Origin of the sequence: Janthinobacterium sp. CG_23.4 (assembly GCF_029892305.1) — a bacterium.
Lineage (GTDB): Bacteria > Pseudomonadota > Gammaproteobacteria > Burkholderiales > Burkholderiaceae_D > Janthinobacterium > Janthinobacterium lividum_D.
Genome location: NZ_JARXUX010000001.1, coordinates 867591 through 887526 on the forward strand (window position 1 = coordinate 867591; position 19936 = coordinate 887526).

Sequence of the window (19936 nt, forward strand, 5' to 3'; positions counted from 1 at the left end):
GCCATGCCCAACCTCATTTACCTGCTCGAACATTACGGTGTCCTGATTGTCTTCGGCATCGTGCTCGTTGAGCAGCTTGGGCTGCCGATTCCTGCCTTCCCCATCCTGGTGGTGGCGGGCGCGCTGGCCGTCGATGGCGACATGCAAGGGGGGCCGGTATTGGCCGCTGCGCTGGGCGCTTGCCTGATCAGCGACTTCACGTGGTTTCGCGCGGGCCGCCATTTCGGCAAGCGCATCCTGCGGCTGTTGTGCCGCATTTCGCTGTCACCCGATTACTGCGTCAGCCAGACGGAAGACAAATTCAAGCGCTGGGGTCCGAAAGCCCTGATCGTTTCCAAGTTCGTGCCGGGCTTCAATACCGTCGCTGCGCCCATGGCGGGCGCGCTAGGCACGCCGGCGCGACTGTTCTTCCTGTACGCGGGCCTGGGCGCCTTGCTGTGGAGCGGCACGGGCATCCTCGTTGGCGTGATTTTCCATGCCAGCGTGCAACAGGTGCTCGACGTGCTGAGCACCATGGGCAGCACGGCCTTGCTGGTGCTGCTTACCTTGCTGGGCCTATTCCTGCTGTATAAATTCCTTGAGCGCCGGCGTTTCCGCCAGGCCCTGCAGATCGAGCGCATCGGCATCGATGCCTTGCTCGCGCTCATAGAGCAAGGCGAACAGCCGCTGATGGTCGACGCGCGCAGCGCCACGGCGCGCTCTTTGGACCCGGCCGTGCCGGGCGCCTTGTTCTTCAACGGCAAGGAAGCCGTACCCGCCATGATCGCCATGGACAAGGACCGCCATGTCATCGTTTACTGCAGCTGTCCCAACGATGTGACGGCCGCGCAAGTGGCCAAGCTGCTGCAGCAGCACGGCTTTCACCGTGCCAAGCCCTTGCATGGCGGCCTCGATGCATGGAACGCCGCCTACCGCTCGGATCAGCCGGCGCCCGCCAGCGTGCCGGGCTAAAGCTGCTCATCCGGATAGGCGCTGCCTCTGGCACGCCAGCTTGGCAGTCAACATCAGCAGTAAAAATCAGCAATAGAAATCGGTAGTAATAATACGAAAACATTGTCGCTGAGGCATGGGGATAGCAGTGCTGGCCCTGCGCCGCCGCGCACAAGGCGGCTTTGCGCAAACGCCTGCATACGCTGCTTTGGCGGCGATTCCTGCTGCTGTGCAGCATGATTTTAATGCGCTCAGAGAGTGCGAGTACTTACTATAATGCATTGTCCTTGAGCAACTTTTGTCCTGCATGCTACATTTGGAGCGGAACTACCAATCAAGGCTTGTTTTGATGTACTTAAACTACAAACTTTGCTTGCCTCCGGGCGCATTCATCCTTTAAGCTGGGCGTCCCATGCGTCCCACTTCATCATTTAAAATCATGAGCGCTTCGTCTTTCCCCGTACTGCCGACTTCTGCCTTTGCCGATGGACCGCGCCTGTTGGCTGACGTGGGCGGCACTAATGCCCGCTTCGCCCTGGAAGTGGCCGCCGGCCACATCACCCTGGTCGAAGTGCTGCCCTGTGCCGATTACCCGAGCCTGTCGGCCGCCCTGCAAGCCTATCTGGCCCTGCCGCATATCGCTGCCGCCGGCGGGCAAGCCGTGCGCCATGCCATGATCGCCATCGCTAACCCGGTCGACGGCGATTTCCTCAGCATGACGAACCATCACTGGTCGTTCTCGATCAGTGCCATGCGCGCAGAGTGCGGTTTCACGACCCTGGACGTGGTCAACGATTTCACGGCCCTGGCGCGCTCCCTGCCGCAGCTGTCGGCTGAGCAAAAGCATCAGATTGGCGCAGGCACGGCCCGTCCGAACACGGCCATCGGCCTGATCGGCGCCGGCACGGGTCTGGGCGTGTCGGGCCTGATCCCTTCGCACGGCGGCTGGATCGCGCTGCAAAGCGAAGGCGGCCACGTCAGCTTTGCGCCGTTCAATGAAGTGGAAGTGAGTATTTTGCAATTCGCCTGGCGCGCATACGAGCACGTCTCGGCCGAGCGCCTGCTTTCCGGCGATGGCTTGGAACTGATCTACCGCGCCCTGGCCGACCGCGCGGGCGTAGTGGCCGAAGACTTGCCGGCGGCCGAAATCACGCGCCGCGCGCTGGCTGGTGAATCCCAGCTATGCGACGACGTCATCGAAGCGTTTTGTTGCATGCTCGGTACGGTGGCGGGCAATGTTGCCGTCACCCTGGGTGCGCTCGGCGGTATTTATATAGGCGGCGGCATCGTGCCACGCCTGGGGGCGCGCTTTGAGCGCTCCGGTTTCCGCGCCCGCTTCGAGCGCAAGGGCCGCTTCGCCAATTATGTGTCGCAAGTGCCGACGTTTGTCATCACGGCGCAATACCCAGCTTTCCTGGGTGCATCGGCCATTCTCTCGGAGAAACTCGCCGCCCTGTAATACGGGCAGTGGGCGATGTGTCGCGCCAGGGCCGGGTAAAACGCGTGTTTTACCCGGTTTTGCGCTTTTCCGCTTTTTATCAGGTACAATTGACAGCGTTGGATGAAACGACGACTGCTTCTCTCGCGTCTGGCTGCATACTCGCTACGGGGAAAGTCGCTACTCAGGAGTGCGTTTCATTGCTGGTTATTCAAAGTCAGCACCATGGATGGCAGGACTTTCACTGCATCCGCTTTAGTCCCGCTTTGCGCGCATCGGCCAAGGCGTCGGAAAAACAGCCTCAACTAGTAACCCAGCATGGCGTCACCATCGATGTCTGCCATCTGTTACGTTGAAATGAACGTTTTTGATTTCTTTCTCTGCACACGAATTGCAATACACATCCGCACAGAATTGCTATGAATACAATTGAGGCTAAAAAAGTCCTCGAAACCGCGCTGCTGTGCGCTCGTGAATCGCTGACGATCCACAGCCTGAAAAAGCTGTTCGTCGATGCGGACGAGAGTGGCCGCGTGCGTGGTGTCGGCGTCGGTGCCGATACGATCAAGCAATTGCTGGAAGAATTGCGGCAAGAGTGGGAAGGGCGCGGTATCGAAATCGTCAGTCTGGCCTCGGGTTGGCGCTTTCAAAGCCGCCCGGAAATGAAGATGTATCTTGATCGCATGACGCCTGAACGGCCGCCCAAGTATTCGCGGGCGACGCTGGAAACTTTGGCCATCATCGCCTATCGCCAGCCGGTGACGCGCGGCGATATCGAGGAAATTCGCGGCGTTGCCGTCAACTCGCAGACGATCAAGATGCTGGAAGACCGTGGCTGGATCGATGCGATCGGCTACCGCGATGTGGTGGGGCGGCCCGCCTTGCTGGCCACTACCAAGCAGTTTTTGGATGACCTGGGTTTGCATTCGCTGTCCCAGCTGCCGCCTTTGCAGCAAATCAGTGAAATGCAGGGCAATGGGCTCGAAGCCCTGGAAGCTGCCCTGCAGGAAAATTTTGACAAGGCAAGCAATGAGCTTGCCCCCCAGCTTGGTGCAGGTAGCAATACGGCTGTGACAGATGTGACAGCAAGCCTTGATGCCGGCCCCGATGCTTCGCCCATGGACGAAGCCTACACTCACGACCCTGCGCCAGAACTAACGGTTGACGCTGCGCCAGGTCAGCACAGCCAAGAAACGAAGAATGAATAATCCGAATACACCCGAGACAGTAACCGCCGCCGACGAAGCCATCGTTGCCAAGCCCAAGCGCCGCACCAAGGTGCAGATCGAAGCCGATGCGGCTGCTGCTGCCGTAACTGCCGCTAGCGGCGACAGCGTCGCTGTCAAGCCGAAGCGCCGCACGAAAGCCGACGTGGCCGCCGATGCGCCAGTCGCCGCCGTTGATGTCGCTGTCGTTGCCACTGCCGAAGCGGCACCTGCCGCCAAGAAAAGCCGCGCCAAGCCAGCCTTGAAGGCCGTGGCTGACGCTGCCGAAGCCGCTGCCGATGCGGTGGCTGACGTTGCCAGCGCCCCGGCGCCGCGTCCGCCGCGTGCCCGCGCCGCCGCCAAAGCTGCTGCTGCCGTCGCTGAAGCGGCGCCGGAAGTGGTCGCTGACAAGCCGGCCGAAGCGCGTGCTACGCGCGGTCCGCGCCAGATGCGTGGCGTGCAGGCAGAGCGCGCACTGCGCCAGCCGCCGCGCGCCGAAGCGCCGCAGGCAGTCGAGGTCGCTGCTGCTGCCGAGCAAGCTGACGCGCCCGTCGCCGATGTGTTCGATGCCGACGGCAATCTCGTTTCCGGCCCACGCCTGCCGCGCGGTCCGCGCAACGACGTGCCGGGCGCTGGCAAGAATGCCGGCAAGAGCCGTAAAAAAGGCAAGGGCCGCCAGGCTGCGCCCGGCAAGCTCAGCGACGCCGATGCCGTATTCTCGTTTGTCACCTCCGATGCATTCGACAGCGAAGAGGGTGGCACGGGCCGCGTGCAAAAAGTGGCTGTGCGCCGCGACCTGACGTCCGACGACGACGCGCCGAAGCTGCACAAGGTACTGGCCGAAGCCGGTCTCGGTTCGCGCCGCGACATGGAAGACCTGATCATTTCGGGCCGCGTGTCCGTGAATGGCGAGCCGGCCCACATCGGCCAGCGCATCTTGCCGACCGACCATGTGCGCATCAATGGCAAGTTGATCCAGCGTCGCGTCAGCAAGAAGCCGCCACGCGTGCTGGTGTATCACAAGCCGGCCGGCGAAATCGTCAGCCATAACGACCCGGATGGTCGTCCCTCCGTGTTTGACCGCCTGCCGACCATGAAGGCGGGCAAGTGGCTGGCCGTTGGCCGACTCGACTTCAACACCGAAGGCTTGCTGCTGTTTACTACCTCCGGTGACCTGGCCAACCGCCTGATGCACCCGCGCTACGGCATCGACCGCGAGTACGCCGTGCGTACCCTGGGCGAGCTGGAAGAGGGCATGCGCCAGAAGTTGCTGGCCGGTGTGGAGCTCGAAGACGGCCTGGCACAATTCTCGAAGATCGCCGATGGCGGTGGTGAGGGCATCAACAAGTGGTACCGCGTGGTCATCGGCGAAGGCCGTAACCGCGAAGTGCGCCGCATGTTCGAAGCCATCGGCCTGACCGTCTCGCGCCTGATCCGTACCCGTTACGGCGCCATGACCCTGCCGAGCGGCCTGAAGCGCGGCCGTTGGGAAGAGATGGATGAAAATACCGTGCGCGACCTGTTGACCGCCTACGGCATCGAAAAGAAAATGCCGGCATCCGGCGATCCGCGTGCCGCAGGCGCCGCCAAGGGCCGCGAAGCGCGCAAGGTCGAGCGCAAGGACCGCGATGACGAGCCGAATGGCAACCGCATCGATGTGAGCAACCGCAACGCCGATCCTTTCCCGGTCGCGCCGCGTCGTGGCCAGCCTGCCGGCCAGTTTGCCCGTCCGCAAGGTCAGGGTCGCCCAGGCGGCGCCGGCCGTCCAGGCGAGGCGCGTGGTCCTGGCCGTGGCCAGCCGCAAGGTCCGTTCCAGGGTGCTCAGCCACGTTCGTCGGCATCGTTCGAAGGTGCGCCGCAAGGTCAGGGTCGTGCGCCGCGTGCGCCAGGTCAGGGTCGTCCTGCCGGTGCTGAAGGTCGCGCACCGCAGCGCGCTGCGCGCCAGCCGGATCCGCTGCAAACCACTTTCGGCTTCGCCAACACGGGTCCGCGCCGCAATGCGGGCGGTGCTGGTGGGCAAGCGCGCTCCGGTGGCCAGCCGCGTGGCGGCATGGATCGTGGTGGTATGGACCGTGGTGGCATGGATGGCATGCCGCGCCGTCGCAGCAAAGGTTAATTCAGAGGATTTCTTCTCGCGCGCCCGGTCATTTGCTGCGGGCGCGCGCTCTTGTAACTGTTGTAAGCTGGGCCTCTCCTTGTGTGCGGCATTGCGGCGAAGTTAATAAGAGGTTATAATCTGCAGCCTAATAAAAGTTCTCCGCAGGGTTTTTTGGTGGGGAGTGCTTGCATCTGGTTGGGGAAATACAAGAAGATGGGCAGATGCCCATTTTTTTTTTGTTGAACCGTTTGTCATGGCTCCGCAAGGGGCCATATATGACTTGAATGCGTGTTTTTTGCATGTTGTTGGCGCTCAATGCGGTGCCGCCATGCCGAAAACGGGCCTTATTTCTGGAGAATTTCTTGCAGCAGTTGGGATTAATTGAAAAGACAGTGATCGGTCTGGGCTACGAGCTCGTTGATGTCGAACGTGCCGAGCGCGGGCTGCTGCGCGTCTTTATTGATTTCAGCGCCGCCGATGCCGCTGAAAAAGGTCCGATCACGGTCGAAGACTGTGCCACGGTGAGTCACCAGTTGTCGCATGTGTTGACGGTAGAGAACGTTCCTTACGAGCGTCTTGAGATTTCTTCCCCGGGTCTGGATCGTCCGGTGCGCAAGCTGGAAGACTTTGTCCGTTTCGCAGGCCAGGAAATCATCGTCAAGCTGACGGTGGCGATGCCGGGTACGAACAACCGGAAATCGTTCCAGGGGATCTTGCAAGAACCCGTGGGCGATAAATTGTCGTTAGAATTTGAAGGTAAGGATGGTCCGGCGATGTTGGAGTTTACACTCGCCGATGTGGATAAGGCACGCTTGGTGCCGCAGGTGGTTTTTAAGGGACGCAAAGCATGAGCCGCGAAGTTTTATTATTGGTTGACGCGCTGGCGCGCGAAAAAAACGTCGATAAAGATGTCGTCTTCGGCGCTCTCGAGTTCGCGTTGGCGCAAGCCACGAAGAAACGGTATGAGGGTGAGGTAGACATCCGCGTTTCGATCGACCGCGAAACGGGCGAATTCGAATCGTTCCGCCGCTGGCACGTGGTGCCCGATGAGGCGGGCCTGCAATTGCCGGATCAAGAGATCCTGCATTTCGAGGCAAAAGAACAGATTTCCGATATCGAAGTCGATGACCACATCGAAGAGCCGATCGAGTCCGTTGAATTTGGCCGTCGTTTCGCCCAGGATACCAAACAGGTCGTCCTGCAGCGCGTGCGTGATGCCGAGCGTGAACAGATCCTGGTCGACTTCCTGGAGCGCGGCGATTCGCTCGTCACCGGCACCATCAAGCGCATGGAACGTGGCGACGCCATCGTCGAATCGGGCAAGATCGAAGCACGCCTGCCGCGCGACCAGATGATCCCGAAAGAGAATCTGCGTATCGGCGACCGTGTGCGTGCCTACATCTTGCGCATCGACCGCAATATGCGCGGCCCGCAAGTGATACTGTCGCGCACCGCGCCAGAATTCATCATGAAGCTGTTCGAGCTGGAAGTGCCGGAAATCGAGCAAGGCATGCTGGAAATTAAATCCGCAGCCCGCGACGCCGGCGTGCGCGCCAAGATCGCCGTCTACACGGCCGACAAGCGCATCGACCCGATCGGTACTTGCGTCGGCATGCGCGGTTCGCGCGTGCAAGCTGTTACCGGCGAACTCGGTGGCGAACGTGTCGACATCGTGCTGTGGTCCGAAGATCCGGCGCAGTTCGTCATCGGCGCCCTGGCGCCGGCGAACGTGTCGTCGATCATGGTCGATGAAGAAAAGCACGCGATGGATGTCGTCGTGGACGAGGAAAACCTGGCAATCGCAATCGGCCGTTCCGGCCAGAACGTGCGCCTGGCCTCGGACCTGACCGGCTGGAAGATCAACATCATGACGGCCGAAGAATCGGCTGACAAAGCTGCCCAGGAAACGGCTGCCGTGCGCATCCTGTTCATGGAAAAGCTCGATGTCGACCAGGAAGTGGCCGATATTCTGGTAGAAGAAGGTTTCGCCAGTCTGGAGGAAATCGCTTACGTGCCAATTTCCGAAATGCTGGAAATCGAATCGTTTGACGAAGATACTGTCAATGAACTCCGTACCCGTGCGCGTGATGCGCTTGTGACCGAAGCGATTGCTTCGGAAGAGGGTTTGGAAGGCATGGACGAGGCGTTGGTCGGTCTGGAAGGCATGGACCGCATTAGCGCCGGTAAGCTGGGTCTGGCTGGTATCAAGACCGTTGAAGCATTTGCAGCACTGGCATACGACGAATTTGGCGCAATCCTGGCCTTGTCTGCGGACCGTGCGCGTGAACTGATTACAAGTGAATTTAAAGATGTGACCGACGATGAGATGAAGTTGGTTGACTCGAAATATGACGATCGTGCCAAGGCGTTGCAAGCCAAGGCATGGAGTCTGGCCGAATCCGCAAAGGCTTAATTTGAGTATCTTTATCATCTCCGCGACACATAGAAAAGAGGACTGAATGGCGAGTAACAACGTAGCCCAATTTGCCACCGAACTGAAGATGCCTGCAGATTTGCTGCTGACGCAGCTGCGTTCTGCCGGCGTCGAGAAAAGTTCGACGTCAGATCCATTGTCGAAAGATGATAAGGACAAGCTTTTGGATCATCTGCGCCGCACACACGGCGCAGCGGCTGACACAGAAAAGAAAAAAATCACCGTGACCCGCAAGGAAACGACTGAAATCAAGCAAGCTGACGCAACCGGCAAGTCGCGCACCATCCAGGTGGAAGTGCGCAAGAAACGCACTTTCGTCCAGCGTGATGAAGCTGCGCCGGTCGCCGCAGAACCGGCCGCACCTGCCGCGCCGGTGATCGATCCCGCCGATGTGGCGCGCCGTGAAGAAGATGCCCGTAAACAGGCTGAACTGATCGCCCGCCAGGAAGCCGATCTGCGCGAAAAGCAAGAACGTCTGGCCAAGCTCGACGCAGAAAAAGAAGCCCAGGCGAAAGCCACGCAACAGGCTGAATTGGCTGCGAAGAAAGAAGCCGAAGCGGAAGCGAAGAAAGCCGCTGCCAAGGCTGCTGCTGCGCCTGTCGCCACCGCCGCTGCGCCTGTCGTTGACGACGCCGCCGCCGAAGCGAAAAAAGCGGCTGCCGCTGAAGAAGCGAAGAAGAAAGCCGCTGCTGCTGCTGTTGCCGCCAAGGAAGCCGCTGACAAAGCGGAAGCCACCGACCGTGCACGCAAGGCTGTTGCCGACGAAGTCGCCCAGATCAAGGCCATGATGAACGCGCCACGGCGCGCCATCAAAGCGCCGGAACCCGTACCGGTTCCGGTCAAGCCGAAGGCGCCGGAAGGCACCTTGCACAAGCCTGCTGACAAGAAACCTGGCGACAAGCCGGCCGACAAGAAGCCTGCTGTTGCAGACAAGAAATCCATCAAGTCGGCCAACGTGTCGTCCACCTGGTCCGATGACGCGAAAAAACGCGGCACCACCGGTGGTCCCAAGCCACGCGGCAATAGCGGCCCAGGCGGCCGTGACAGCTGGCGCGGTGGCGCGAAGGGCCGTCGCCCGACGCATCATGATGACCGTGAATCGAACTTCCAGGCGCCGACGGAAGCCGTCGTCAAAGACGTGCACGTACCAGAAACGATCACCGTGGCCGAATTGGCACACAAAATGTCCGTCAAGGCATCCGAAGTCATCAAGCATTTGATGAAATTGGGCCAGATGTGCACGATCAACCAGGTGCTGGACCAGGAAACGGCCATGATTCTGGTCGAAGAAATGGGCCACAAGGCGTTCGCCGCTGAACTGGATGATCCGGAAGCGCTGCTGGCCGATGTGGGCGAACACGCGCACTTCGAATCGAAGCCACGCGCACCGGTGGTCACCGTCATGGGTCACGTCGACCATGGTAAGACCTCCTTGCTCGACTATATTCGTCGCGCCAAAGTGGCGTCCGGCGAAGCGGGCGGCATTACGCAGCATATCGGCGCTTACCACGTCGATACGCCACGCGGCATGATCACCTTCCTCGACACCCCGGGTCACGAAGCGTTTACCGCGATGCGTGCCCGTGGCGCCAAGGCAACCGACATCGTTATTCTGGTGGTTGCCGCCGACGATGGCGTGATGCCGCAAACGAAAGAAGCGATTGCCCATGCGAAAGCAGCCGGCGTGCCGCTGGTGGTGGCGATCAACAAGGTCGACAAACCCGGTGGTAACGTCGACCGCGTAACGCAGGAACTGGTCGCCGAACAAGTCGTGCCGGAAGAGTACGGTGGCGAATCGCCATTCGTGCCGGTGTCGGCCAAAACGGGTCAAGGTATCGACGAGTTGCTGGAACAAGTGCTGTTGCAAGCCGAAGTGCTGGAACTGATGGCACCGGTCGATGCGCCTGCGCGCGGCCTGGTTGTCGAGGCACGTCTGGACAAGGGCCGTGGTCCTGTTGCGACGATCCTGGTGCAGTCCGGTACCTTGAAGCGCGGCGACGTGATTCTGGCTGGCTCTTCGTATGGCCGTGTTCGCGCCATGCTCGATGAGAACGGCAAGGCCATCACTGAAGCCGGTCCTTCGATCCCGGTCGAAATCCAGGGCTTGACGGAAGTGCCGGTCGCCGGTGAAGAAGTCGTCGTCATGGCCGACGAGCGCAAGGCGCGTGAAATCGGTCTGTTCCGTCAAGGTAAGTTCCGCGACGTGAAACTGGCCAAGCAGCAAGCTGCGAAACTGGAAAACATGTTCGACCAGATGGCCGAAGGCGAAGTGAAAAACTTGCCGCTGATCATCAAAACCGACGTGCAAGGTTCGCAAGAAGCGCTGGTTGGTTCGCTGCAGAAACTGTCGACCTCTGAAGTACGCGTACAAGTGGTGCACGCGGCAGTCGGTGGTATCACGGAATCGGACGTCAACTTGGCAGTTGCCTCGAAAGCGGTCATCATCGGCTTTAACGCCCGTGCTGATGCCCAGGCGCGCAAGCTGGCCGAGTCGAATGGCGTGGACATTCGCTACTACAACATCATTTACGATGCGATTGACGAAATCAGATCGGCGTTGTCGGGCATGTTGGCACCAGAGAAACGCGAAACGGTCATCGGCCAAGTCGAGATCCGCCAGGTTATCCTGGTCTCGAAAGTGGGCGCGATTGCCGGTTGCCTGGTCACCGATGGTGTGGTCAAGCGTGCTTCTTCGGTCCGCCTGTTGCGCAACAACATCGTGGTGTGGAGTGGCGAGATCGACTCCCTGAAACGCTTCAAGGACGATGCGAAAGAAGTTCGCGCCGGTCTCGAGTGCGGCCTGTCGCTGCGCAACTACAACGACATTCAGGTTGGCGACACGCTGGAAGTGTTCGAAGTCCAGGAAATCGCTCGTACCCTGTAATCTCAGCAAGAACAATCGCGCGGACAGCATATTGTCCGCGCAAACACGTGGGGCGCATTGGTCAGCGGGCAACCGTTTGACTCATGCGCCCTGCGGCACTTAGGACAGCATATATCATGGCTAAACATAGTAAAACCATGCCAGCGCGCGGCTTGCGCGTGGCCGACCAGATCCAGCGCGACCTGGCTGAAATCGTTTCCTACGAATTGAAAGACCCGCGCGTGGGCACGATGATCACCATCACCGAAGTGCAGATCACGCCCGATTACGCGCATGCCAAGGTGTTTTTCACGATGTTGAAAGACAGCAAGGAAGCCATCAAGAACACCACCGAAGGCTTGATGGCCGCTTCTGGCTTCATCCGTGGCTTGCTGGGCAAGCGCTTGCACATCCACACCCTGCCGATGCTGCATTTCGTGCACGATAGCTCGACTTCGCGCGGCATGGAAATGTCCTTGCTGATCGACAAGGCCAACGCCACGCGCGCGGCCGATGCCGAGCCGGACGAGAAGCCTGCAGACAAAGCGGACGAGCAATAAGCGTGGCGGGTCCGAAGAAACCGCCCGGCATCAAACGGGTGCGCGACCTGATCGATGGCGTCTTGCTGCTCGATAAGCCCGTCGGCTGGTCCAGCAACGACGCCCTGATCAAGGCCAAGCGCGTGCTCAATGCGAAAAAAGCGGGCCACACGGGCACGCTCGATCCGTTCGCCACCGGTTTGCTGCCGCTGTGCTTTGGCGAGGCGACGAAGTTCTCGCAAGACTTGCTGGAGGCCGACAAAACCTACGAAACCCTGGTGCACTTGGGGCAGACCACGGATACGGGCGACACCGAGGGCGAAGTGCTGGAAACGCGCGACGTGAACGTGACGCCGGAGCAGATCGAAGCCGTGCTGGCGCAGTTTCGCGGGCCGATTTTGCAGACGCCGCCCATGTACTCGGCCTTGAAACGCGACGGCAAGCCCCTGTATGAGTACGCAAGAGCAGGCATCACCTTGGAGCGCGAAGCGCGCCCGGTAACGATTCACAAACTCGAGTTTCTCGGCTACGAAGCGCCGTTCCTGAAATTGTCGGTGATGTGCAGCAAGGGCACGTATATCCGCGTGCTGGGCGAAGACATCGGCCGCGCGCTCGGTTGCGGCGGTCATTTGAACGCCTTGCGCCGCACGCAAGTTGGCAGCCTGACCCTCGATGGCGTCATCACGCTCGACGCGCTGACGGCACATGCCGCGCCGTTCAGCCTGTTGGCACCCGTCGATGCACTATTGTCGAGTTTTCCCGCCGTCCAGTTGACAGAAGAATTGGCCAAGCGTTTCTTGCACGGCCAGCGCATCGCGCTGGGCAAGGAAGACGTCGCCGTACCGAACGCGCCGGGCAGGGTGCGTGTCTATCACGACAGCAAACTGCTGGGCACGGGCCAGTTGCAGCAATATAGTATCCTGGCGCCGGAGCGACTGATCGCCACAGCGCATCAATAAAAGCTGGGGGTAGCCCCTAATTCCGTTCAATTAAGGGTTTTGGCGTGATTGATGAGCGCCAGTAAATTCGCTAGCCCCAGAGGCAAAGAGCCGGGTCGGACCCGCCGGGGGAATGTGCTTCAATGGAGCACACTCCGATCACGAAGTGACTGACCCCAGTCCTTGTTCTTGGGCTAAAAATAGCGCTATTGAGGGTCTGACCCCAGCATACACTCGTTAAGCAGTGTCGCTTTTTTAAACAAATCGTCCACGACTGTGCGAGCCGCCAGCATTTTTAGATAGCGTTGCAGCGCAACATGCTATACTACGCGGTTCCAGTTTCAGTCAGCAACAAAAAGCTACGTACGGTACCGTACGCACTCCGCAGTTTTTCAGTAACTACTATGACCATGTCAAATACAAAACGCGCAATTCGTAATATCGCCATCATCGCCCACGTTGACCACGGCAAAACCACACTGGTGGACCAGCTGCTGCGCCAATCCGGCACCTTCCGTGAAAACCAAGCGGTCGACACCCGAGTCATGGACTCGAACGACCTGGAAAAGGAGCGCGGCATTACGATTCTGTCGAAGAACTGCGCTGTTGAGTACGAAGGCACCCACATCAACATCGTCGACACCCCAGGCCACGCCGACTTCGGCGGCGAAGTGGAGCGTGTTCTGTCGATGGTTGACTCGGTCTTGCTGCTGATCGATGCCCAAGAAGGTCCGATGCCGCAAACCCGTTTCGTCACGCGCAAAGCGCTGGCACTGGGTCTGAAGCCTATCGTTATCGTCAACAAGGTAGACCGTCCAGGCGCGCGCCCGGACTGGGCCATTAACCAGACGTTCGAACTGTTCGACAAGCTGGGCGCTACCGACGAACAACTCGATTTCCCTATCATTTACGCTTCGGGCTTGAACGGCTATGCCGGCCTGACCGAAGACGTGCGCAGCGGCGACATGAAGCCGATGTTTGACGCCATCCTGGAACACGTCCCAGTGCGTGACGACAATCCTGAAGGCCCGCTGCAAATGCAGATCACCTCGCTCGACTACTCGTCGTACGTCGGCAAGATCGGCATTGGCCGCGTCAACCGCGGTACCGTCAAGGTCGGCCAGGACGTGCTGGTCATCAATGGCCCAGGTGCTACGCCTATCAAAGGCCGCATCAACCAGGTGCTGAACTTCAAAGGCCTGGAGCGCGTGCTGGTAGACGAAGCTGTTGCCGGCGACATCTGCCTGATCAACGGTATCGACGAAATCGGCATCGGTTCGACCCTGTGCGCACCCGATACCCCGGACGCGCTGCCTATGCTGACCGTCGACGAGCCGACCCTGACCATGAACTTCATGGTCAACAACTCGCCACTGGCTGGCCGCGAAGGTAAATTCGTCACCAGCCGTCAGCTGCGCGACCGTCTGGACCGCGAACTGAAAGCCAACGTTGCTCTGCGCGTATCGCCGACCGACGACGACACGATCTTTGAAGTATCGGGTCGCGGCGAGCTGCACCTGACGATTCTGATCGAAAACATGCGTCGCGAAGGCTTCGAGCTGGCCGTATCGCGTCCACGCGTCGTGTTCAAGATGGTCGATGGCGTGCGCCACGAGCCGTTTGAAAACCTGTCGGTCGACGTTGAAGAAGTCAACCAGGGCGGCGTCATGGAAGAACTGGGCCGTCGTCGTGGCGACCTGCAAAACATGGAATCGGATGGCAAGGGCCGCGTGCGTCTCGAGTATCTGATCCCTGCGCGTGGCCTGATCGGCTTCCAGGGCGAATTCATGACCCTGACCCGCGGTACCGGCTTGATGAGCCACGTGTTCCATGAATACGCGCCTGTCGACAATACCCGTGGTGAAATGGCTGGCCGTCGTAACGGCGTGCTCATTTCGCAAGACGACGGCGCTGCTGTTGCCTACGCCATCTGGAAACTGCAAGATCGCGGCCGCATGTTCGTATCGCACAATGACCCAGTCTATGAAGGCATGGTCATCGGTATTCACTCGCGCGACAACGATCTGGTCGTCAACCCGATCAAGGGCAAGCAGCTGACCAACGTGCGTTCGTCGGGTACCGACGAAGCAGTGCGCCTGGTGCCGCCAATTCAGATGTCGCTGGAATACGCAGTCGAATTCATCGAGGACGACGAACTGGTGGAAATCACGCCTAAATCGATCCGTCTGCGCAAGCGCTTCTTGAAAGAGCACGAGCGTAAAAAAGCGTCGCGCGATTCGTAATCTGTTGTAGAGCATGGCCTGCGGGCCATGCCGCTCCCGGCCCGCTGCGCCGCCTTGCCATCATTGGCGAGGCGCGCAGCGGGTTTGTCGTTTGTAGAAGCTGTTGTGTATTGACCTGTTCTTATTGATCCTATGACTACGTCCTCCCTGCCTTCCCGCCGCCTCTCCGTCGCCCCCATGATGGATTGGACCGACCGCCATTGCCGCAAGTTCCACCGCGAAATCACGCGCCATACCTGGCTCTACACCGAGATGGTGACGACCGGTGCGCTGGTCTACGGTGACGTGGAACGCCACTTGCGCTTCAACGAGGAAGAGCATCCGGTGGCGCTGCAGCTCGGTGGCAGCGATCCGACGGACCTGGCCACGAGTGCGAAGCTGGGCCAGCAATGGGGCTATGACGAGGTCAACCTGAACTGCGGCTGCCCCTCGGAGCGCGTGCAGAAAGGCGCTTTTGGCGCCTGCCTGATGGCCGAGCCGCAACTGGTGGCCGACTGCGTGAAAGCGATGCGCGACGTGGTCGATATCGACGTCACCGTGAAACACCGGATCGGCATCGACGATAGCGAGTCGTATGACTTCGTGCGCGACTTTGTCGGCACCGTGGCCGACGCCGGCTGCAAGACATTTATCGTGCATGCGCGCAATGCCATCCTGAAGGGGCTGAGCCCGAAGGAAAACCGCGAAGTGCCGCCCCTCAAGTATGACTATGCCTACCGCTTGAAGCGCGACTTCCCCCAGTTCGAGTTCATTATCAATGGCGGCATCAAGACGCTCGATGAGATCGACCTGCACCTGCAGCACCTCGATGGCGTGATGCTGGGCCGCGAGGCTTACCACAACCCTTACCTGATGGCACAGTTCGACCAGCGCTATTACGGCGACGACACGCCCGTGAAAACGCGCGAGCAAGTGCTCGAAGTGATGATCCCCTACATACGTGCGCAGCTGGAAAAGGAAGCCGGGCGCCTGAAGCTCAATAGCGTCACGCGCCACATGCTGGGCTTGATGCAAAACCTGCCCGGCGCGCGTGGTTTCCGCCAGACCCTGTCGGACTCGAAGAAGCTGGCCTCGGGCGACCCGCGCCTGCTGCTGGAAGCGGCAGCGCGCCTGTCCCTGCCTGCCGAATAAGCGGCGATTGCCACAGACGTGCGCGCCTGTACGACAGTGACGAGCACGAACTGGCCGAACTGCCGGGCAGCGCATCGCATGGCGATCAGTTGCTACTTCAAGAGCGATGTCACCGGCTATGCCATGTGTTGTAAATGCGCTGTTTCGGCGCACGCCCGCACTGTGATGGGGCATTTCCAGGGAGGTAAGAAACGGCGTTGTTGCCATTTCTCCATAGAAAGTTAATCAGGCATTTATTCAGGTACTTATTGCTTGCTTTGAGGCAAAAGTTGCACCTATAATTGACTATAGACAAATATTTTTCATGTAAATATCTGATCGCGATCTCACATCGACTGCGTCATAAATTGCGTGTGTATCACTAGTTGCATACGCAGTGACTGGCGTTTTCATTGCTGTTCTAGAACAGAAAGTACCCGAGGCTGCGTGCGTCCGGAGACCGTCTTCATACCCTTGGGTAGGGGCCGATACCGGCGTCCCGCAGCCTTCGTCTTGTTGCACCGGGCAAAAATTCTTATCCATAGTTTCATTTACCAAGAGCCGAAATGAATTTAGCAAAAATGAAGGTTGGTACTCGCCTGGGCCTCGGATTCGCCCTGGTACTGGTTCTGCTGGTGGCCGTGACGGTCCTCGGCATCGCGCGCATGGCGCAAATTCAGGCACGTCTCGATCACGTGATTGATGTCAACAATGTCGTCACCCGCCTGGTGATCGAGATGCGTGGCAACGTCAGCGACCGCATCACCTCGCTGCGCATACTTACCCTGATGACCGACGCGAGCGATATGGAGCCGGAAATGGCGCGTATCAAGACGCAGACCAGCACCTATCAGGAAACGCAGAAAAAGCTTGAAGAGAAATTCGCCGCCGAGTCGACTGCCGAAGAAAAGACCTTGCTCGCTTCGATCAAGGAATATGAAGCGGCAGCCATGCCGGCCATCGCCAAGGCATCGGCGCTGTGGATGGCCAATGAGGCGGAAGCGGCCACGCGCGTGATGATCAAGGAAATCCGCCCGGTACAGAAAAAATGGATGGATGCGCTGGAGCAACTGGCCACCCTGGAAGACAAGTTGAACGAGCAGATGCAAGCGGATGCCCGCAAGGCATTCGACAGTGCGCGTCTGTTCATGATCATCCTCGGCGTGCTGGCTGTAGCGATGGGCGTGGCGGCGGCACTGGTGATTACCCGTGGCCTGCTGAAACAGCTGGGCGGCGAGCCTGACTACACGGCCTCGATTGCCGGCAGCATCGCCAATGGCGACCTGTCGATCGGCATCTATACCCAGCCTTCCGATACGTCCAGCCTGCTGGCGGAAATGAAGGAAATGCGCAACAGCCTGGTGGGCATCGTTGGCCAGGTACGCGTGGGCACGGAAACCATCGGCACGGCTTCGCGCGAAATCGCCGACGGCAATCTCGACTTGTCGTCGCGCACGGAAATGCAGGCCAGCGCGCTGGAAAAAACGGCTTCGGCCATGGAAGAGCTGACCTCGACCGTGAAGCAGAATGCGGACAATGCACGTGAAGCCAATAAGTTGGCCGCTACCGCATCGGACGTGGCAGTGAAGGGCGGTTCCGTGGTGTCGCAAGTGGTGGACACCATGAACTCGATCAATGAATCGGCGAAGAAAATTGTCGACATCATCGGCGTCATCGACAGCATCGCCTTCCAGACCAATATCCTGGCGCTGAATGCGGCCGTGGAAGCGGCGCGTGCCGGCGAGCAAGGCCGCGGCTTTGCCGTGGTGGCCTCGGAAGTGCGCAACCTGGCGCAGCGTTCCGCTGGCGCCGCCAAGGAAATCAAGATCCTCATCGACGATTCGGCCGAGAAGACCGAACGCGGTACGCGCCTGGTCGGCCAGGCTGGCGTGACGATGGGCGAAGTGGTCGACAGCGTGCGCCGCGTTACCGATATCATGAGCGAGATCGCCAGTGCCAGCCAGGAGCAAAGCGCCGGCATCGAACAGGTCAACCTGTCGATCATCGAGATGGATGGCATGACGCAGCAAAATGCGGCGTTGGTGGAGCAGGCCGCCGCTGCGGCGCAAAGCTTGCAAGACCAGGCGGCCGAACTGACCCATGTAGTGAGTATCTTCAAACTGGTCGAAGGCGAAGAGAAGCCGGCAGCGTATGCGCCGCCTAAGGTAGCGGCCGCAGCAGTTGCCGTGCGCAAGCCGGCGCCGGTCTCGCGCCCGGTGAAGTCGCTGGCCCGCAAGGCCGAAGCGCCCGCTGCTGCGCCACGCAAGGCGGCAAGCGCTGGCAGCAATGATGATTGGGAAGAGTTTTAAGCGCCAGGCAGCATGAGGCGGGCGTGGTGCTGGTAGCGGGGGCAGACATCCCGGCGGCACCCGCCTTCTTGGCGGGCAAGAAGTTGTAATTACCGTATCTGATAATCATGGGGAAGCACATGTTTGAGAATAAGCGTTTGATGAGTGTTGCAGCAGCCTTGCTGTTTTGCGTTTCTTCCGCCGCCTTCGCGGCCGAGGTGCCGGCGTCGTTCGATGCCAAGAACTGCAAGGCCGACTATCCAAAAGCCTCGCTGATGAACGAAGAGCAGGGCACGGTGTCGATGTCCTTCCTGGTGAATGCCGATGGCAGCGTTGCCGATTCGAAAATCGAGAAGAGCAGTGGCTTCAGGAACCTGGACAAGGCTGCCATCAAGGCCCTGTCCGCATGCAAGTTCAAGCCGGGCACCAAGGATGGCGCCCCGGCGCAAACCTGGACCAAGGTCGATTACGCCTGGAAGCTGGACTGATCCAGCTGGCGCCGGGAGCGCGTCTCCCGGCATGGCCGTATTCGCTACGGGCGGTACCTGCAAGGGTGCCGCCCGTTCTGTTATGTGCGCCAGCCAACGGCGCTGTCGCTGCCGATTCTGTTACCCTCGAAACACACCTTCGGCATATCTGATCACAAGAGGCTTACCATGCAGCGCATCCTGACACTGTCTTCCCTGGCCGCCACCGGCTTGCTGCTTGCCGCCTGCGCATCGCCGGGCGTGCCTGCCGGCCTGCAGGCGGGGCAGGCCGTGGCCATCGTCAATAGCCTGAGCTGGGACAATCCCCTGACGGGCAAGCGCGATGGTGTGCGCACCAGTTGGCCTATCAAGGATGGCAAGCTTGCCCCTGAATATTTTCCGCTGGCGCAATTGAAGCAATGCGTTGCGGACGGCAAGCCTTGCGCCTGGGGCGTGATGCGGGCACAGCGCAGTGCGCCCACGCTCGCTTACGCCGACGGCGGCGTGGACTTTGCCGTGAGCGTGTCCATCGACGTGGCGCGGCGCCAGGATGCGCGCCAGGGCGAGATGCATACGGCCATGGCGATTCCGCAGGATGTGGCGGCGCTGGCGGGCCGGCAACAGTTGCAGCCTAGCTGGAAATTGAAGTATGGCAAGGTCGAGCAGCTCGAACTCGATTACGGCGTGCGTTACCAAGTATGCGTGCAGCGCTACGATGCCGCTGGCAAGGCCATCGATACCTGCGCGATTCCGTTTATTTGAGGCAAGCTGTCGCCCGGCCTGATTGTGGCAGCGTTGCGACATTTCATGTTGCAACGCGCGTCGGGGTGTAACAATCGGTAAAAGCACAGCAAAGCATGGCGTAATTTCTTATAGTACTTAATTAAGTAGTGAAAAGTGGTATATCAAGATGCGTACTAGAGGAGAGTGGCAATGAAAACCCTGTTGGCAGCAATCTCGCTGGCCGCCCTCGGCGGCTGCGTCGTGGCGCCGCCCGGCACCGCGTATTACGCTACGCGCGCACCTCAGGCGGCCTACAATCCCTATGAATGGCATACGGTGTCGTCCGAACCGGTACAGTCGGGGCGCGTGATGCGCGAGCCGCGCGTGGAATACACAAATGAGCCTGTGTATGTGCGCCAGCCGACGGTGTACGTACAGCAGCCTGTGTATGTGCCGGCACCCGTGTACGCGCCGCAACCGTACTACTACAATCCACCCATATCGATCGGGCTGGACTTCATGTTTGGTAGTGGACGCTATGGTGGGCACCGTGGCGGCTGGGGCGGTCATGGCCGCTACCACGGCCGCCGCTAGGCGCCGAACATCGGCCGTCTGGCGTGACAATGCGCTGTGCCTCGTGAAATACGGAGCACGGCGCGC

General features: G+C 59.9%; 15 protein-coding genes. All 15 read left to right on the forward strand.

Going from position 1 to position 19936, the window contains the following annotated elements:
* Nucleotides 1–3 precede the first annotated feature (3 nt).
* A complete protein-coding gene (locus H4V96_RS03825) occupies nt 4–951 on the forward strand; it encodes a VTT domain-containing protein (RefSeq protein ID WP_196856718.1) in 948 nt (315 codons plus the stop codon).
* 418 nt (nt 952–1369) lie between these two features.
* Nucleotides 1370–2389: a glucokinase gene (locus H4V96_RS03830; RefSeq protein ID WP_010395271.1), complete on the forward strand. Its 1020-nt coding sequence runs from the start codon at nt 1370–1372 to the stop codon at nt 2387–2389.
* 398 nt (nt 2390–2787) lie between these two features.
* Nucleotides 2788–3576 carry an SMC-Scp complex subunit ScpB gene (gene scpB / locus H4V96_RS03835; RefSeq protein WP_010395273.1) on the forward strand — a complete coding sequence of 263 codons (789 nt, stop codon included), beginning with the start codon at nt 2788–2790 and terminating at the stop codon, nt 3574–3576.
* Entirely contained in the window at nt 3569–5689 is a 2121-nt protein-coding gene (rluB, locus tag H4V96_RS03840; RefSeq protein ID WP_280720706.1) for a 23S rRNA pseudouridine(2605) synthase RluB, read from the forward strand. Before scpB ends, rluB begins: the two co-directional genes overlap by 8 nt.
* 344 nt (nt 5690–6033) lie before the next feature.
* Entirely contained in the window at nt 6034–6522 is a 489-nt protein-coding gene (gene rimP / locus H4V96_RS03845; RefSeq protein ID WP_029496192.1) for a ribosome maturation factor RimP, read from the forward strand.
* Nucleotides 6519–8084: a transcription termination factor NusA gene (nusA, locus tag H4V96_RS03850; RefSeq protein ID WP_010395279.1), complete on the forward strand. Its 1566-nt coding sequence runs from the start codon at nt 6519–6521 to the stop codon at nt 8082–8084. Before rimP ends, nusA begins: the two co-directional genes overlap by 4 nt.
* A 46-nt stretch (nt 8085–8130) precedes the next feature.
* Entirely contained in the window at nt 8131–10989 is a 2859-nt protein-coding gene (gene infB / locus H4V96_RS03855; protein ID WP_010395282.1) for a translation initiation factor IF-2, read from the forward strand.
* A gap of 116 nt (nt 10990–11105) precedes the next feature.
* Nucleotides 11106–11528 carry a 30S ribosome-binding factor RbfA gene (gene rbfA / locus H4V96_RS03860; protein WP_029496193.1) on the forward strand — a complete coding sequence of 141 codons (423 nt, stop codon included), beginning with the start codon at nt 11106–11108 and terminating at the stop codon, nt 11526–11528.
* A gap of 2 nt (nt 11529–11530) precedes the next feature.
* Entirely contained in the window at nt 11531–12466 is a 936-nt protein-coding gene (gene truB / locus H4V96_RS03865; protein ID WP_196856716.1) for a tRNA pseudouridine(55) synthase TruB, read from the forward strand.
* Between the two features lie 389 nt (nt 12467–12855).
* The gene (gene typA / locus H4V96_RS03870; protein WP_029496194.1) at nt 12856–14688 is read left to right on the forward strand and encodes a translational GTPase TypA; all 1833 of its coding nucleotides are present in this window, start codon (nt 12856–12858) and stop codon (nt 14686–14688) included.
* 132 nt (nt 14689–14820) lie between these two features.
* The gene (gene dusA, locus H4V96_RS03875) at nt 14821–15819 is read left to right on the forward strand and encodes a tRNA dihydrouridine(20/20a) synthase DusA (protein ID WP_196856715.1); all 999 of its coding nucleotides are present in this window, start codon (nt 14821–14823) and stop codon (nt 15817–15819) included.
* Between the two features lie 545 nt (nt 15820–16364).
* Nucleotides 16365–18107, forward strand: coding sequence for a methyl-accepting chemotaxis protein (locus tag H4V96_RS03880; RefSeq protein WP_280720707.1), 1743 nt, complete (start codon nt 16365–16367; stop codon nt 18105–18107).
* A 119-nt stretch (nt 18108–18226) separates the two neighbouring features.
* Nucleotides 18227–18574 (forward strand): energy transducer TonB, encoded by a 348-nt coding sequence (locus tag H4V96_RS03885; RefSeq protein ID WP_196856714.1) that lies wholly within the window; start codon nt 18227–18229, stop codon nt 18572–18574.
* Nucleotides 18575–18742: 168 nt separating this feature from the next.
* On the forward strand, nt 18743–19315 hold the full coding sequence (locus H4V96_RS03890; RefSeq protein WP_196856713.1) for a hypothetical protein: 573 nt from the start codon (nt 18743–18745) through the stop codon (nt 19313–19315).
* A 171-nt stretch (nt 19316–19486) separates the two neighbouring features.
* Nucleotides 19487–19870, forward strand: coding sequence for a hypothetical protein (locus H4V96_RS03895; protein ID WP_196856712.1), 384 nt, complete (start codon nt 19487–19489; stop codon nt 19868–19870).
* Nucleotides 19871–19936 lie beyond the last annotated feature (66 nt).

Coding starts and splice junctions, on each gene's coding strand:
- H4V96_RS03885 (WP_196856714.1), top strand. CDS start 18,227: ATGTTTGAGAATAAGCGTTTGATGAGTGTTGCAGCAGCCTTGCTGTTT.
- rluB (WP_280720706.1), top strand. CDS start 3,569: ATGAATAATCCGAATACACCCGAGACAGTAACCGCCGCCGACGAAGCC.
- H4V96_RS03890 (WP_196856713.1), top strand. CDS start 18,743: ATGCAGCGCATCCTGACACTGTCTTCCCTGGCCGCCACCGGCTTGCTG.
- H4V96_RS03825 (WP_196856718.1), top strand. CDS start 4: ATGCCCAACCTCATTTACCTGCTCGAACATTACGGTGTCCTGATTGTC.
- H4V96_RS03830 (WP_010395271.1), top strand. CDS start 1,370: ATGAGCGCTTCGTCTTTCCCCGTACTGCCGACTTCTGCCTTTGCCGAT.
- H4V96_RS03880 (WP_280720707.1), top strand. CDS start 16,365: ATGAATTTAGCAAAAATGAAGGTTGGTACTCGCCTGGGCCTCGGATTC.
- H4V96_RS03895 (WP_196856712.1), top strand. CDS start 19,487: ATGAAAACCCTGTTGGCAGCAATCTCGCTGGCCGCCCTCGGCGGCTGC.
- typA (WP_029496194.1), top strand. CDS start 12,856: ATGTCAAATACAAAACGCGCAATTCGTAATATCGCCATCATCGCCCAC.
- scpB (WP_010395273.1), top strand. CDS start 2,788: ATGAATACAATTGAGGCTAAAAAAGTCCTCGAAACCGCGCTGCTGTGC.
- dusA (WP_196856715.1), top strand. CDS start 14,821: ATGACTACGTCCTCCCTGCCTTCCCGCCGCCTCTCCGTCGCCCCCATG.
- nusA (WP_010395279.1), top strand. CDS start 6,519: ATGAGCCGCGAAGTTTTATTATTGGTTGACGCGCTGGCGCGCGAAAAA.
- rbfA (WP_029496193.1), top strand. CDS start 11,106: ATGGCTAAACATAGTAAAACCATGCCAGCGCGCGGCTTGCGCGTGGCC.
- infB (WP_010395282.1), top strand. CDS start 8,131: ATGGCGAGTAACAACGTAGCCCAATTTGCCACCGAACTGAAGATGCCT.